Here is a 16408-nt window from a genome sequence, read left to right on the forward strand (position 1 = left end):
GACATGACGAATTTGACTATAATTATTTAAACCTGTGATTTGACTCCCTCGGCTACAGATGATAGGGTATTTTCGAAGTTAAATTTTTCCGGGAGGGAATGCCCATGACGGAAGTAAAGCTTAGTATCGGATACGACGAATTCGAAGAAGGCCAAAGAATTGGCACTGAAATTGAGAAACTTAGTAGCAGCCCTGAAAGTTCTTCGCTGACAAGTCTAATTATTGGTGATTGGGGGCAAGCCTACGAAAATAGTTCAGAAGAAGTTGTAGAGTCACTGGTTACGCATAGTGCTAGTTTCCCTGCTTTGCGCAAGCTTTTCATAGGCGAGATGGGCTATGAGGAATGCGAGATTTCTTGGATTACCCAAAGTGATCTATCGCCGTTGCTCCCTGCTTTTCCAGAGCTACAGTCACTCACGATTCAAGGTGGGAATGAGCTGAGCCTCTCAGAACTCAAACACGACAAGCTAGAAGAACTGATTATTATAAGTGGAGGCTTAGGTAAAGCCGTTCTTGAACAGATTGCAACTAGCCAATTGCCGAATTTGCGCAAGCTGGAGCTATATCTCGGCGTAGATAACTACGGATTTGACGGCAGCCTAGCAGATCTTCTCCCTCTTATAGAAGTAGGAAAGTTCCCTAAGCTTACTTATCTAGGTTTAAAAAATAGCCAGATCCAAGATGAGATCGCAGGTGCATTAGCAAATGCTCCTATTCTGGATCAGCTAGATACGCTCGATCTATCACTCGGTACCCTAAGCGATGAGGGGGCAGAATTGCTTCTAGCCAGCGACAGAATCAAAAAATTAAAAGCATTAAACCTAAGCCATCATTATATGTCTGACGAGATGATTACCCGCTGGAAACAAAGTGGATTGCCTGTTGATGTTAGCGACAAGCAGGAAAGCGATGATGAGGAAGACTGGCGTTATCCTTCCATCACAGAGTGAGCCTCTCATGAGGCCGATGATCGTTATCGGTATTCCCGGTGATAAACGGACTAGCGGCATCCAGCAAGCGCGTTCCGATCTTGGAATGCCCCCTGCCATTATTTTATCGTACGCTGAGTTTCTACAAGGAAGATCGTTAGGCGATCTTATGGAAGAGCAGAAGAAACAGATACCCCGTCAGTCCTCCGTTTATAACGGAGTAGATCTCAGTGCAGCTCCCCCGCTACTGAGACTGGAATCGCCTGGCAGCAGCTTCGAGATAGAACGAGCCATTATCGCTCTGGGTGCACCGGATTCGGATGATATGGACGATTCCCTTCATCCCTTCGCCGATAGGCCTGATCCGCGACCACTCCGCGTGAAGGTAGCCCGTCAATTGAAGGAAATACAAGGTGTCCTGCATCATCCATCACAATGGTTCCGTGGCTACTGCCGAATGCTAGCTAGACTACAGCGAGAGGCCAACACCGCGTGTCCAGGTTCGCTGTGGTTAAATGACCCTACTGACATTGCGGCCATGACCGATAAACGCCAGACACAACAGATTCTGAGCGAGGCAGGGATTCCAATCCCTCGCCCAGTAGGCGAAGATCAGCAGCCTACGGATTACGACTCTCTCCGGGAGATGATGTTATCCCGGCGCATGCACCGGGTATTCATTAAGCTAGCCTTTGGTTCTGCCGCTTCTGGAGTGATCGCCTATCAAATCCATCCTGTGACGGGGGCCGAAATTGCCTTAACAACAGTGGGGGTCGAGGATTACATCACTCGACCACCCATTTACTATAATTCCGGTAAACTGCGACGGTACACGGATACCGCCACAATCTCGGGAATTATGAACTGGATCTACCAGCACGGTGCTTATGCTGAGCAATGGATCCCTAAAGCGGGGCTTAAGGGTAAAGCATTCGATATTCGCCAGCTAGTCGTTCTCCGCGAGGCCTGCCACGCGGTTGCTCGGGTCAGCCCTACACCAATTACGAATCTGCATTTACGCAACCAGCGGATGTCTCTTTCGGAAGCCGGTCTGTCTGAATCCGTACAGGAGCAGGTGCGGAATACCGCTGTGCAAGCACTGGCTGCTTTTCCCCGTTCCGGGGTAGCCGGAATCGATGTACTCGTCTCCGGGGGTTCACAGCAATGTTTTGTCGCGGATGTCAATCCATTTGGCGACTTGCTGTACGATGTAAAATACCGCGGCTGCAGCACCTACGAATGGGAAATGAAGGTATTGTCGGCTAGAGACTATATCACACCTCCCTCCACACCGCTTATAAAGGAAGGATTATCTTAATGGATATGAACACCATCGTCGGCACTCATGACATTCTTATGATCACACTCGATACTCTTCGTTATGATGCTGCTGTTATGGAAGAATCAAACTGCCCGAACTTGTGCGGAACCGGATCATGGGAGAAAAGACATACCCCAGGCAGCTTTACCTATGCGGCTCATCACGCCTTCTTCGGCGGTTTTTTGCCTACTCCAGCCACAACGGATAAGACGGAACATATCCGAATGTTCCATTCCCGAAACACCGGAATGAAGACGCATCCCCATACCTGGCTGTTCGATACACCCGATATCGTATCCGGGCTTGCTGCCGAGGGCTACCGTACGGTTTGTATTGGGGGCGTTATTTTTTTCACCAAAAAAAATCCACTCGCTCGTGTGTTACCAAGCTATTTCCAGCAAAGCTACTGGCGGATGACGTTCGGGGTCACCAATCCGCGTTCCACAGAGCATCAGGTGAATCATGCCTTGAAGCTGTTGAAGGATACTCCGGGCGAACAAAGATTGTTCATGTTCCTCAATGTCTCAGCCATCCACGGGCCGAACCATTATTTTATACCCGGTGCTAAAAAGGACTCCGTAGACAGCCAGCGCGCCGCACTCCGCTATGTGGATGGTGAACTGGGCCGATTATTCGATGCCTTCCGGGAACGCGGTAATCCTACCTTCTGTCTGGCGTTTTCTGATCATGGAACCGCTTTTGGCGAAGATGGTTATCAGGGGCATCGCTTGGCTCACGAGACCGTATGGAACGTCCCTTATCGGGAATTTATTTTATAAAAGGAAAGGATGGAGAACTGTTATGACGTTATCGTCCTTCTCTTTAGAAGAGCTTCACCAATGGAAAGACAATATTACTGCTAACCCTTACCGATCTTATCTGTATTCCTATCCACACAAAACAGCTTACAGGGATTTGCAGCCTCCGATGCCGCTAGAAACCTTATGGCGAGATGAACCTGCAGAATCCTTTTTTCTATATATGCATATCCCGTTTTGCGGTGCTCGCTGTGGATTCTGCAACCTGTTCACCTTGCCTGATAAACGCGCGAATGTTCACGCTACATACGTAGACGCGCTAGAACGCCAAGCCAAGCAGTGGGCAGCGTTCACCAAACATAAGCCGTATGCCCGTTTCGCGATTGGTGGTGGAACACCTACATTATTGGCGGCAGATCAACTGCGTCGTTTGTTCCACATTGCCGTTGATACGATGGGACTGGATACGAGCTCAGCCTCCATCTCAGTGGAAACTTCACCGGAGACGATCACCGAAGAGAAGCTGAATATTCTAAAAGAATATACGGTGGATCGGGTCAGTATGGGCATTCAAAGCTTTGTCGCAGCTGAATCTGCGGCCATCTATCGCCCGCAGAATCCGGATGAGGTGTATCGCGCATTGGAGCTGCTAGGAAAATATGATTTTCCCATTCTAAATTTGGATCTGATCTATGGTCTTCCAGGGCAGACCGTCGACTCTTGGCTGTATTCGCTAAATCAGACGCTTAGCTATGATCCTGAGGAAATCTTTATTTATCCGCTCTATACCCGTGAGCATACCATCGTAAAGCCTGATGATATCCAGCGTCAGGAGGATATTCGCCTATACTGCTACAAGGCCGCTGGGCAGCTGCTTAAAGCCAGAGGTTATCGCCAATATTCCATGCGTCGTTTCGCCAAGGAAACCGCAGGAACAGATAAACGCATTCTTGACTACAGCTGTCAGGAAGAAGGAATGGTCGGGCTAGGCTGCGGGGCTAGGTCCTATACCCGCAATGTGCATTACGCTTCCCGTTATGGGGTGAGCCGTAAAGCAACCGAGAGCATTATTGCCGATTACGTCAGTGCAAATCGTTACGATACTGCAGATTACGGAATTGTGCTAAGTCTGGAAGAACAGAAGCGCCGCTTTATTCTAAAGGCGATTTTACATAGTGAAGGTCTGAGGCTTGAAGATTATAGTCTGCGCTTCGGAAATTCACTCTGGAGTGATTATCCTGAACTGTCTAACCTGCTTCATACCGGCTTAGGGAAAGAAGAAGATGGAGTATTACGCCTCACTACTGAAGGCATGGGCTACTCCGATTCCATCGGTGATTGGTTTATTTCAGGAGAGATACGAGAGCAGATGGAAAGGTTCGTATTGCCATGAATGCGGTCCTCTACTACCGTGGGTCTCTCACCTCCTGCAACTATGACTGCCCCTACTGTCCTTTCGGCAAAACAAGAGACAGCGCAGCCACTCTCGCGAAGGATCGACAAGGACTGGAGACCTTTGTCGAGTGGGCCTCTCTGCAAGGTACAGCGGGCCATCGGCTGTCTATCTTTTTCAATCCTTATGGCGAAGGGCTGATACATCGCTGGTACAAAGAAGCGATGGTCTTGCTCTCCAATATGGAGCATGTGGAGAAGGTAGCGATTCAGACGAACCTTTCAGCAAATCTTGACTTCATTCATAAGCTGAATCGAAACAAGGCTGCCTTTTGGGCTACTTACCACCCCGGACAGGTGAGCGAGGATAAGTTTCTAACGCAATGCATAACTTTGTATGAGAATAATGTGCCTTTCAGTGTAGGGAGCGTTGGGATCCGCAGCGCCTTTCCTGCTATAGCCTCGCTTCGCGCAGCATTACCGGAGAGTGTATATCTATGGGTCAATGCTTATAAAGATAAACCGGATTACTATACTGCCGAGGATCTTTCCATTCTTAGCAAAATTGATCCGCATTTTGCTGTGAATGCTATGGATTACGAGAGCCTTGGTCAAACCTGCAATGCTGGAAATGAAGTCTTTTATGTACAAGGCGCCGGACTGGTGAAACGCTGCTATAAGGACAGAGGTGTCATTGGCAATCTCTACCGCGATGGCTTGGAAGGCCTATCCGCTGTAAGAGCCTGCCGAATGAAGGTATGCGACTGTTATATCGGTTATATTCATATGCCAGAGCTGAAGCTGCAAAACATCTATGGATCAGGTCTGCTGGAACGGATTCCTTATGGCGCTATGAATCATTGAGGCGAGAATTTGCAGTAAGATTAACTGCATGTTAAATTTCAAGAAATAGAGCCCTGTCAGTATTTCTAGACAGGGTTTCTTGTCTTCATGTGGAATATGAAAAGTAGCCCTCGTCTACAGGGCGACAGCAAACACTAAGTTGGAGGGATGAATAGCTGATGAAAAACATTATTAATTTTGCGCATCGCGGCGCATCGGCAGTGTGTCCGGAAAATACTATGGCAGCGTTCCGCAAAGGTCTTGAGTTAGGTGCAACCGGGATTGAAACCGATGTACAAATGACCAAGGATGGCGGGCTTGTTCTTATTCATGATGAAACCCTAAACCGTACGACAAGCGGAACTGGCTATGTGAAGGATAAAACCCTTGCAGAAATTCTGGAAGTGGACGCGGGCTCTTGGTTCAGTCCCGAGTTCAAAGGCGAGAAACTCCCCTTGCTAGAAGATTTGTTAGATCTGCTGCAAGGTCGAGATACAGTACTGAACATCGAGTTTAAAAATGGTACTTTCTTTTACCCGGGTATGGAGGAAAAGGTTATCGCGGCTGTACGGGAGTTCAAGATGAGCGATCGCGTGATTTTTTCGAGCTTCAACCATTATTCACTAGCTCACAGTAAAACGATCGCACCTGAGATCAAGACAGGAATTCTATACGGGGAAGGTCTGTATCGTCCTTGGGATTATGCAGCTACGCTTGGCGCAAACGCACTACATGCTTATCATCAAGCAGTGCTTCCTGAATTCGTCGAAGAAGCCGCTAAGCATGGCATCGCTTATCATCCTTGGACTGTTAATGATCCAGAGCGGATGAAGGCTTTAATCGAAGCTGGAGTGTCAGGTATTATTACAGATCATCCAGATGTGCTAGCTGGGCTTCTAGCTAAATAATAAGGGAGTGTGACTGTGTGAAAAAAGTCTGGTTGCTCGGATTCGGCTTTTTCAGCATCAGCATTACGTGGAGTCTGTATAACGCATTTGTACCCTTTTTTCTAGAAAAATACGTACATAGTGTGGCACTTATCAGCTTCTTGATGACGATTGATAATTACTTTGCCTTATTCCTGCAGCCTTGGATTGGCAACCGTAGTGACCGCACTACCTCGCGTTTTGGACGCAGAATGCCTTATCTTATGATCGGTATGCCTTTCGCTGCCGTGCTAACCATGCTGATTCCGTTTCATACCGGACTATTTACACTTCTGTTGTTTATGATGCTAATGAATCTGGCCATGAGCTTATACCGTTCACCAACCGTCGCCCTTATGCCGGACATTACGCCAGAAGAGCAGCGTACGAAGGCCAACGGGCTGATTAATTTCATGGGTGGGTTCGGTTCTATTCTCGCTTTTGGCGTAGGTTCGATCCTGTATAAATCAAACCCAGCGCTACCGTTTATCGTTGCTGGACTGATTACCTTATTATGTCTGTTTATCGTATCACGCTTTATTAAAGAAAATCGGGATGTCGTAAACGTACAAATGAAGCTTCCTTCAGAAGCAGGGACTGCCACCAAGCCCTCTCGTATTTCCTTTCGAAGTCAGCTTGACCGTACCACAATATTTTTGCTAGCGGCGATTTTCTTCTGGTTCGTAGCATATCAAGGCGTTGAGACACTGTTTACCTTATATGGCAAACATCATCTCGGCCTAAGCGAACAGGCGGCCTCCTTCTCGCTCACTTTCTTCTCTTTGGCCTTTGTGCTGTTCGCCATTCCGAGCGGTTGGCTGGGCGGAAGATTCGGGAAGAAAAAAATGATCATCATCGGCGTATGCGGACTAATGACCATTTTTGCTCTCGTCGGTTTTGCAAAGGACTTATTGCTCCTTCGAGGGTTACTGTTGCTAGGTGGAGTCTTCTGGGCTTGTATTAATATCAATTCCTATCCTTATGTTGTGGCAACAGGGACAGAAGAGAGCATTGGTACACGAACAGGGATGTATTATCTCGTCTCTTCCCTTGCGGCCATCAGTTCGCCTCCACTATTGGGACTTATGATTGATATCTTTGATTACTCGATCCTGTTCTACGTGGCGGCGATTAGTATGGCAGTTGCTCTTGTCTGCTTGTTCCTCATGAAAGGCCGCAAGGATGTGACTAACAGCATTCATTCGCCTGGCGCATAATTTCATTTCAAAGGGAATAGTTAGTCCAATAAAAATAGCGGCAGTCTAGGACCTATTGTAGAGGTCCATGGCTGCCGCTTGTATTTTATACCAACTCAATCTAATTCTTATAAACGGAGTAACGCCCCGTACCAAGCTGTTTGGCAGCGTACATCGCTGTATCTGCTTCATTTAGCAGCCTAAAATGATCCACCTTACCATGACTTATGCTGATCCCTATACTCATGGATACGAACAAGTTATGTTCGCCAAGCTGGTAACTCTTAGTCGTCTTCTCCAGAATCCGCACAGCAAGCTGCTCCGCTTCCTTCTGAGTGCTACCTTTGGCGACAATCACAAATTCATCCCCGCCGACGCGGAAAATATGACGTTTTCTTTTGCTGGAGAATTGAATTAGATTTTTACCCACTTCTTGCAGCAATAAGTCCCCCACATGATGCCCCAAGCTGTCATTGATCGATTTGAAACGATTCAGATCCAGAAACAAAACAGCAAGCTGTTCATTTACTTTGCATCGATCCCAAAAATGATCCATTCCATTCTTATTCAATAACCCCGTTAAAGCATCCTTATACGCCAGTTCTTTCAATTGCTCTCTTTCAGCCAATACTAGATTCATGCGTGTAAGTAAAAACATGCATAGGGCTATCGTAAGACTATAGACCACCAGCGGTATAATAACCCCATCATCGTCCACTTCATTTCCCAGTAAGGTTTCTACACCTAGCTGGTGCATGATCCATAGGGAGGCGATGATAATGATCACGGAAAGACCGGTATGAATCGCTCTTTTTTGAGGCGTTTTAGATGAAATATCCCGGTAAAGTCTTAGCACTAAATAACCGGCCGCTGCTGCGATGAGAATGGAGAATAACGTTTGTAAGTAAATCTGGACCTCTGCCACCTTAAATTCGCACATCCTTCTGACTACAAAAATGAATAACTATCTGAGCAATTACTATATTAAAATGCTCTGAACATTATCTGAACACTAATTATATCTTCAAATGCCGTGCACAATTGTATAGTTCGCAATTCCATGTCGAATCGGATTTAATAATCCGGGTGATAGATGTATTACTCAGCAAAACAGTTACATTCAGTTCTGGAAAAAGTCTTCTAAGGCTACTCCGTAAAATCGCACCATGGCTAACGACCAATATACGACTGCCCGGATGTTTCTCCGCGATATCTTCAATGGCCTGACTGCCTCTGATCTCACTGGCCTCCGGACTTTCCAGTCCCAAATCTAGCTTCTTCCACTCACTTCCCCATCGTTCAACGCGATCTTGTTCCGTAGTACCTTCAATCTGCCCTGCGTTCATCTCACGGATCCCTGGTACTAAACCGGCGATCTCCATGCCAAGCCTTGTTGCAATTACCTCTGCTGTTTGTCTCGCTCTAAGCAGATCACTCGAATATAAATAGTCCCATTGTTCAGTGCTGAGCCGTTCAGCAAGAAGAACCGCCTGCTGCACACCCTCAGCATCCAATGGATTATCCGTATGCCCTTGCGCTCTGCCTTCTTTATTCCACGCGGTACTTCCATGGCGAATTAAACCTATTGTAGTCATAAAGATCTCCCTTTAGTTGTTGAGTTCTAGTACTATTCTTGTAATGGTATCTACATTCTATCAGAATCTTTCCATGGATATTTGAAAAATGAGGTTATCCATGTTTTAGAACTTGAGGTATAATAAACCTTACCGCTTTTTACATCAGCTACAGGATAAGGAGATTTTGGTTAATATGAAAAAGTTATTGTTTCCGTTCTTTCTCGCATTTCTACTATGTTTGGTTCCGGTTTATACAGTTTGTTCCTCCACTGCTGGTGCTGCTCCGGTTCCGAAAAACACCGTGTATGTGACCAAGAATAATCACTCGTACATCCCGCTGCGTCTCTTAAATAATTTCACTGGTATACATGCTGAAATGAATGCTAGTGACAAACGTATAACCATTACGAACGCAGACACTAAGATTACACTTACTGTAGGACAAGCAGCTGCGCTAGTCAACGACAAGCCAGTCACACTAACCGATTCCGCTTTTAGTGATAACGGTACGGTATATATCCCTTTGTCCTTTGTCAGCAAAACGCTGGGCTTTCAATTAGAGTGGAATCAGGAAGCCTCTTCTGTAACCCTTACTAATAACGGGGTTTCATCAACGGTACCTGTACTGACTGGCGCACTTATCAAAGCAGATTCTTCCCCCGTTGTCAGTGCTAGCAAAACTTTCAAGGTGGGCGGAAGATCCTTCAAAGCCCAAACGGTTACGGTATCCCTACTGCATCCTAAAGTGAAGCTCGACGTTGTACTAGCAGGAAATACGGTAGGAAAAGTGGAGGACCTGAGCAGTCTAGCCAAGCGCAATAATGCCGTAGTGGCTATTAATGGTACGTTCTTTGATGCCTACACTAAAGGGGCCTACAAAGCTCCTTACGGTTACATGGTCAGTGGTGGAAAAATGCTCAAAAACAGCTCTGGAGATCGCCGCACGATTTTCACCTATGATAGCAATCACCTGGCCTCGCTTATTCCCGGACTAGAGTTTACGAACCATTTCGCTTCCGGATCTATGGAAGGGGCGCTTCAAGCCGGACCACGTCTGCTTGTGAATGGTAAGGTATCTCTTAATGTTGCGGCAGAAGGCTTCAAAGATGCCAAAATCTTAACAGGCGGCGGAGCCCGCAGCGCACTCGGCCTCACTCGCGACCACAAGCTAATTCTGCTAACTACTGGTGGAGCTACTATCCCACAGCTGGCAGAAATGATGAAGCAGGCTGGAGCGTATCAAGCCATGAATCTGGATGGCGGCGCATCAAGCGGATTATACTACAATGGCAAATATCTCACGACCCCTGGGCGCCAGATTAGCAACGCAATTGTGGTTAAATATCAATAGAATGATCTAGCCAGCGGCACGAACGAGCGTTGTGCTAGGTTTCGGCTTCTACTTCTAAGAATACTTTATTTGATGCATCTATTGCAGTTTGTGCAATAGATGCATTCTTTTTTATAGGAAAATAGGATTCTGTTGTACTTTGTACATTAGAATTCGACCCATTTGAAATAATAAGACGTTTTGGTAACCAATTGGTTGCAGAATGTGCAATAGAATCAAATTCCAATGTCTTTTTGATAGAATCTATTGTACAAAGTGCAACTATTCCTCATATTATTTTTCGGCAGCTAGACGTCCTTTTTGCATAATTTTCCTAGTCCGTGTTACTGTATAACCGTGTGAACCATTGCATTCTTATATTTGATCAAAGGAGCACAACTATGGAGACTATTCTAATCATAGAGGACGATGCTAAGCTCGCAAGCCTTCTAAGCACGTATCTATCTAAATATGAATTTCGTACGGTGATAGTAGAGGATTTCAACAGAGTACTGGAGATTTTTAATGACACCCATCCTGATCTTGTTCTGCTGGACGTCAACCTGCCTAAATACGACGGGTTTTATTGGTGTCGCCAGATTCGCACTACCTCACTCTGCCCTATTCTTTTCATATCCGCTCGGGATAGTGGAATGGATCAGGTGATGGCGCTAGAAAATGGCGGGGATGATTATATCACCAAGCCTTTTCATTATGAAGTCGTACTTGCCAAAATCCGCAGCCATTTACGCAGAGCTTACGGCTCTTACTCACAAATTCAAGAGGAACGGACGCTCCAAGCCGGAGAACTAATTCTTTATCCTGAGCGGTATGTGATTCAATATGGCGTACATACTAGCGAGCTGACACAGAAAGAAGCGGTTCTACTGGAAGCCTTATTGCTAAAAGAAGGACGAGTTGTTAACCGGGAGCGTCTGCTAGATCTCATGTGGAAGGATCAGCATTTCATTGATGACAATACATTAAATGTCTATATTACCCGTGTCCGCAAAAAGCTCAAGGATCTCGGTCTTGGCGATATTGTGGAAACCGTAAGAGGCGCTGGCTATCGGCTTAATGTCATTAAGGATATCCCATGAAGCTATTTTGGAGGGACCAGATTTCGCTAATCCTTTTCTATCTGTTTCAAATGCTACTTATTCCTTTGCTATATTGGCTGTCTGGTGAGAACAGACCGATCTCTATCATGCTCTATGGAATCGCTCTGAGCACCGTAGTTCTTTTACTATTTTTAGGCTACCGATATGTTCAGCACCGGAGATTGTATGCAGCATTAAGTGATCCTATGGACATGCTCCAAAAGCATCTCGTATCCTTAGGGGACACTCCACTTGCCGAAGCGATCCATGAGTTATTACAGCTTATTGACCGCCAGTATCAGGAGCAGGTAAATGGGCATGTCCGCCAAATGGATCAGCATATCGTATTCATGAACCGCTGGGTTCATCAGATGAAAACTCCACTCTCTGTAATTCAGCTCACGCTAAAGGATCTTGAAGAGGAAGCCGCTACAAGTATTCAGGAGGAATTAGAACGTCTACGCGGTGGGCTGGAGATGGTTATTTATACGGCAAGGCTTGACCGATTTGAAGATGATTTTCAAGTTGAACCGTTACTTCTACGCAAAACAGTTAGTGAAGCGGTAGCCGAGAATCGCAGACTCTTCATACGCCGAGGCATAAAAGTAGATGTACAGGTGGATGCCAATCTCGCTGTATATAGTGATGCCAAATGGTTGATGTTTATGCTGACCCAAATCTTGACCAATGCCGTGAATTATACCTCCACCTCCGGCACCGCTAAAACCGTTACCCTCTCAGCTCAGCGTGCAGGCACCGACACGATTCTGGATATTACCGACCAAGGCATCGGTATTTCTCCTGAGGATTTGAAGCGGGTTTTTAATCCCTACTTTACGGGTGATCGTGGACGACATTATCATGAATCGACAGGTATGGGACTGTACCTCGTTCGGGAGATTTGCAGCAGGCTCGAACATAAAGTGGTTATTCAGTCCCGGCTCGGAGAAGGAACCCGCGTGCGACTTATATTCAGCAACAGTGATCATCTACAGAAATAAGCCCAGAGGGTACTTCTAGTCATACTTATGGCTATGTAGTCCCTTTTTTTTGCAAATACCCCACTCTTGTTAGGATACGAACATAACCTTAACCACGTTGTAAGATAACGTTAAGGTAAATCCATAGCAGCTTATCACTCGATCTTATAAATTATATACATAAACCGTCCCCGCTTCGTGAGGGATGAAATCACTTTTGTAACGGAAGGAATGTATGATATGAATGTATTAGAGGTCAAAGGACTTCATAAGGTATACCCCGGCAAAATAGCGACCCAAGCCCTCACCGATATCCATCTTAATATTGAAAAAGGTGAATTTGTAGGCATCATGGGCCCCTCCGGTAGCGGCAAGACAACACTGCTTAACATGGTTTCCACGATCGACAAGCCCTCCTCTGGCGAGGTGAATATCAATGGCAGCAACCCATATCTTTTGAATAAAAAAGAGCTCGCCCATTTTCGCCGCAAACAACTAGGCTTTGTGTTTCAGGACTTTAACCTGCTTGAGACATTAACCGTTGCTGAGAATATTGTGCTGCCCCTAACTCTGGATAACCGTAGACTCTCGCAGATGGAGATCTTGCTTCAAAGCGTCGCAGAACGCTTAAACATTACCGATATTCTTAGTAAACGCACCTATGAAATTTCAGGGGGACAACGTCAACGGACCGCAATTGCCCGGGCAATCATCACCTCCCCTTCGATTATATTGGCCGATGAGCCTACAGGTGCGCTTGACTCCAACTCTTCACGGACGGTAATGGAATCGCTGGAGAATATTAACCACATAGAGGGCACGACGCTAATGCTTGTAACGCATGATCCACTGGCAGCGAGCTACTGTAATCGAATCGTCTTTATAAAAGATGGCAAACTGGCGGCAGAAATTCACCGGGGAGATAACCGTCAGGCCTTCTTCCAAAAGATTATCGATACACTTTCATTCTGGGGAGGGAATAGTCATGAACTTTCCTCAATTCGCGTTTAACAATGTGCGGCGCAATTCACGGGCTTATTTTGCCTTTTTCTTAAGCAGTGCTTTTATGGTCATGATCTTTTTCTCTTATTCAGTCTTTATTTACCACCCTAGTATTACGAACATCGCGCTGGGTGCCAATTCAGCCTCCGGCATGCAAATTGCTTCTTATATCGTGTTTATCTTTGCGTTCTTTTTCGTTCTATACTCGATTAGTGCGTTTCTGAAAATGCGAAATCTGGAGTTCGGCATACTGATGATTTTAGGCGCACGCCCCGGCCAGATCAACAAGCTGATTCTTATAGAAAATATGCTGATCGGGATGCTCTCTATAGTAACAGGTACGTCTTTTGGCATGCTTTTATCCAAGCTGTTCTTGCTGCTAAGCACGACAATTATGGGCATGGAGCCACTACCATTTTATTGGCCAATGAAGGCGTTAATAATTACTTCTATCTCTTTCATTTCATTATTTCTGGTCATTTCGATCTTCACATTATTGTTCATTCGCAGGCATCAAGTCCTTGAACTGCTTAAGGGAAATGTTAAGCCTAAAAAAGAGCCTCGTGTCTCCTTCTTGTTCTCGCTTTTCGGATTTCTACTGTTGACCATCGGCGCTCTCGCTATACGGAAGCAATTGTCTCCCAGTTCACTCCTAGTCGCTGCTGTTACAGGTATTGCGGGAACCTATTTTTTCTACTCTCAGCTGTCCGTACTAGGAATACGATTGCTTAAGCTAAGCAGAAAACGGCTTTGGCGTGGAACCAATCTGCTGTGGATTTCCGAGATGAGCTACAAGATCAAAGACAATGCAAGAATGTTATTTCTTGTTACGGTAGTTACCTCGATTGCTTGTATGGCTTCAGGATTTCTTTTGTCCATCAATCAAGCGAACACGGAGCACTATAAAAAAACCTCCTTCGCAATGAATTATTCAAATTATAATCCAAAGGGAGAGATGCCTGATTTAGGACACATCCATAATAAATTACAGAATGCCAAAGTCGAGTATACAGAGAATAAAGTTGATCTAATTTCCGCTTCCATTCAAGGAATCGATAAAAAAACCATACTTAACATTGATATCATTTCACGGTCAGAGTTCAATCAATTGGCTCCTCAAATGAATGTGCCCGAAGTGGGACCCTTATCTGAGAAAGAAGCTGTATTACTGCTGAGCCCTCATATCCAGACACAGAATTATGCTGCTAATCAAACGGTTCTTTTGAAAAATCAGAAAGATGAAGAGCTGCTGCTAAAAGAACTGCGAACTCCCAAGATACATCCAATGGACCCCATGGCAAGCTCACTCTTAATCGTAGATGACGGCTTCTATGAGAAGTTTTCTTCAGCAGGGAAATACACCAGGCCATATGTGAGATACCTATATAAAATCCCAGCATGGGACGGCCCTACTCCTGAGGATAACTCCCCTGAAGCTGTGATCACCAGAGAACTTATCCAGTGGAGTAAAGCATCCAACAGTGCTAACCATCAATACAACGCCTTACTTACAGCACGAGCAGACAGCTATTTATCAACCAAACAGGGAACAGCCATATTTAGTTTTATTGGCATTTTTATCGCGCTGATTTTCTCGCTTTCATCGGCCAGCTTTCTCTTTTTTAAGCTTCATACCGAGCTGAATACGGACAAACAAATGTACAATGCTTTATCCAAAATCGGTTTAAGTACAAAAGAAATGTCAGCTTCTGCTACCAAACAAATTTCTGTGCTCTTTTATATTCCGATTGTGATTGCCACCATTCAGACCCTTGTCGTGATTCGTCCCATACTGAAGCAAATGAATATCACCGATGTAACTCTTCCCGTACTAATTACATCCGGTACATTCCTTGCTGTGCAGACCCTCTATTTCATTATTGCTCGATCTCGTTACATTCATAGTCTCAAAAAAATAATGGTATAAAAGACTTCTCTTCAGTTGGCGGAACAGTGACTCTCACGTTACACTTGTTATATTATTCAATAAACCTAGCAAGGAGGTTCCGAATTTATGTCCAAGGCTGATCATATGTTATCCATTCTTTGGATGCTCAAGCAGCGGGGAAGAACCGCCGGAGAACTAGCGGAAGCGTTAGAGATCAGTGTTCGGTCTGTGTACAGATACATCGATGCGTTATGCATCAGTGGTGTACCCGTTATTGCGGATAGCGGGCCTGGTGGCGGTTACAGCTTACCGGAGCATTTTATTGAGGCGCCATTATTCTTTGACTCCGAAGAGCAGCGGGCCCTTCTACAAGCTTCTTCTTTTGCCAGGGGCACCGGATATCCTTATGTTGAAGCTCTGGACCGAGCCCTATCCAAGCTAAAAAGATATAGCAATGCCCAGCAATTAGAACAAATGGAGCGCCATGAGAATGGCATTGAGACGATCCATTCTCCTTCCCCGTCGCTTAGCCATCTGATTCAAGAATTGGAATTGGGGGCAGCGAACGGATCCACCCTGCAAATGGAATATCGTAAGGGTAATGGAGAAACCAAATCATCCCGTGCCATTGATCCTTACGGACTTGTACTCTGGAAGGGCCAATGGTACACCGTAGCTTACTGCCACGAGCGACATGAAATTCGTAGTTTCAGGGTGGATAGAATCATTGAACTACATCGTACAGAAGCTGTGTTCGCTCGTCCTGCTGACTTCTCTGCACGTGATTTTTTGTTAAAGAGCTTACTGCCTGCACGCAATACTGAAGAGAAACTAGTTACAGTAGTCATCGCATCCGACGAGGGAGTCTTGAATGATCTATGCAGCCATTGGTTGTTCGGACATACGCTGGTACAGCGCATGGAAGGACAAGCCCGCTTTCAAGTGGACGAAACTTCTTTACTGACTTATGCACCCTATTTCTTGTTGCCTTATGGAACCACATTACGCATCATTAAGCCTTCCTCACTAAGAGAAAGACTAGCCTCCATAGCCTCCAATTTAGCAGCTCATTATAAGACATAAATTACTTTAGGATCACTGACCGTAGTTGTCAGTGATCCTTTTGTATAGTGTAAATGAGTCTGAGGGAATAAATGAACCTATAA

At 45.6% G+C, this 16408-nt stretch carries 15 protein-coding genes; 13 read left to right on the top strand and 2 right to left on the bottom strand.

Features of this window, described 5'->3' with window-relative positions; translation table 11 throughout:
• Positions 1-104 precede the first annotated feature (104 nt).
• The 7 genes from ACFWMP_RS09210 to ACFWMP_RS09240 all read left to right on the top strand — a co-directional run bounded on the left by ACFWMP_RS09210 (position 105) and on the right by ACFWMP_RS09240 (position 7386).
• On the top strand, positions 105-950 hold the full coding sequence (locus tag ACFWMP_RS09210) for an STM4015 family protein (RefSeq protein ID WP_379423191.1): 846 nt from the start codon (positions 105-107) through the stop codon (positions 948-950).
• Positions 910-2247, top strand: a complete 1338-nt coding sequence (locus ACFWMP_RS09215) for an STM4014 family protein (protein ID WP_231573389.1) — start codon at positions 910-912, stop codon at positions 2245-2247. Before ACFWMP_RS09210 ends, ACFWMP_RS09215 begins: the two co-directional genes overlap by 41 nt.
• The gene (locus ACFWMP_RS09220) at positions 2247-3029 is read left to right on the top strand and encodes an STM4013/SEN3800 family hydrolase (RefSeq protein WP_042185413.1); all 783 of its coding nucleotides are present in this window, start codon (positions 2247-2249) and stop codon (positions 3027-3029) included. The genes ACFWMP_RS09215 and ACFWMP_RS09220 overlap by 1 nt, the downstream gene beginning before the upstream one ends.
• Before the next feature lie 22 nt (positions 3030-3051).
• Entirely contained in the window at positions 3052-4401 is a 1350-nt protein-coding gene (locus ACFWMP_RS09225; protein ID WP_379423194.1) for an STM4012 family radical SAM protein, read from the top strand.
• Positions 4398-5264, top strand: a complete 867-nt coding sequence (locus ACFWMP_RS09230) for an STM4011 family radical SAM protein (protein ID WP_379423578.1) — start codon at positions 4398-4400, stop codon at positions 5262-5264. Before ACFWMP_RS09225 ends, ACFWMP_RS09230 begins: the two co-directional genes overlap by 4 nt.
• Positions 5265-5422: 158 nt before the next feature.
• On the top strand, positions 5423-6151 hold the full coding sequence (locus ACFWMP_RS09235; protein WP_379423196.1) for a glycerophosphodiester phosphodiesterase: 729 nt from the start codon (positions 5423-5425) through the stop codon (positions 6149-6151).
• Between the two features lie 17 nt (positions 6152-6168).
• A complete protein-coding gene (locus tag ACFWMP_RS09240) occupies positions 6169-7386 on the top strand; it encodes an SLC45 family MFS transporter (RefSeq protein ID WP_379423198.1) in 1218 nt (405 codons plus the stop codon).
• A 100-nt stretch (positions 7387-7486) separates the two neighbouring features.
• Here ACFWMP_RS09240 and ACFWMP_RS09245 read toward each other — a convergent pair whose 3' ends face one another.
• Together ACFWMP_RS09245 and ACFWMP_RS09250 are read right to left on the bottom strand one after the other, a co-directional pair.
• Entirely contained in the window at positions 7487-8305 is an 819-nt protein-coding gene (locus ACFWMP_RS09245; RefSeq protein WP_379423200.1) for a diguanylate cyclase domain-containing protein, read from the bottom strand.
• Positions 8306-8381: 76 nt separating this feature from the next.
• Entirely contained in the window at positions 8382-8960 is a 579-nt protein-coding gene (locus ACFWMP_RS09250; protein ID WP_042185403.1) for a histidine phosphatase family protein, read from the bottom strand.
• Positions 8961-9135: 175 nt separating this feature from the next.
• Between ACFWMP_RS09250 and ACFWMP_RS09255 the strand changes: the two genes are divergently transcribed.
• The 6 genes from ACFWMP_RS09255 to ACFWMP_RS09280 all read left to right on the top strand — a co-directional run bounded on the left by ACFWMP_RS09255 (position 9136) and on the right by ACFWMP_RS09280 (position 16325).
• Positions 9136-10293 carry a phosphodiester glycosidase family protein gene (locus ACFWMP_RS09255; RefSeq protein ID WP_149646563.1) on the top strand — a complete coding sequence of 386 codons (1158 nt, stop codon included), beginning with the start codon at positions 9136-9138 and terminating at the stop codon, positions 10291-10293.
• 380 nt (positions 10294-10673) lie between these two features.
• Positions 10674-11372 carry a response regulator transcription factor gene (locus tag ACFWMP_RS09260; protein ID WP_379423204.1) on the top strand — a complete coding sequence of 233 codons (699 nt, stop codon included), beginning with the start codon at positions 10674-10676 and terminating at the stop codon, positions 11370-11372.
• A gap of 50 nt (positions 11373-11422) precedes the next feature.
• Complete coding sequence (locus ACFWMP_RS09265; protein WP_379423206.1) at positions 11423-12373, top strand: sensor histidine kinase; 951 nt, start codon at positions 11423-11425, stop codon at positions 12371-12373.
• Between the two features lie 219 nt (positions 12374-12592).
• Positions 12593-13363, top strand: coding sequence for an ABC transporter ATP-binding protein (locus ACFWMP_RS09270; protein ID WP_042185395.1), 771 nt, complete (start codon positions 12593-12595; stop codon positions 13361-13363).
• Positions 13338-15281 carry an FtsX-like permease family protein gene (locus ACFWMP_RS09275; protein WP_042185393.1) on the top strand — a complete coding sequence of 648 codons (1944 nt, stop codon included), beginning with the start codon at positions 13338-13340 and terminating at the stop codon, positions 15279-15281. Before ACFWMP_RS09270 ends, ACFWMP_RS09275 begins: the two co-directional genes overlap by 26 nt.
• 87 nt (positions 15282-15368) lie before the next feature.
• The gene (locus ACFWMP_RS09280; RefSeq protein ID WP_379423209.1) at positions 15369-16325 is read left to right on the top strand and encodes a helix-turn-helix transcriptional regulator; all 957 of its coding nucleotides are present in this window, start codon (positions 15369-15371) and stop codon (positions 16323-16325) included.
• Positions 16326-16408: the final 83 nt, after the last annotated feature.

This window comes from Paenibacillus sp. NPDC058367 (assembly GCF_042723305.1).
Classification (GTDB): Bacteria; Bacillota; Bacilli; order Paenibacillales; family Paenibacillaceae; genus Paenibacillus_AQ.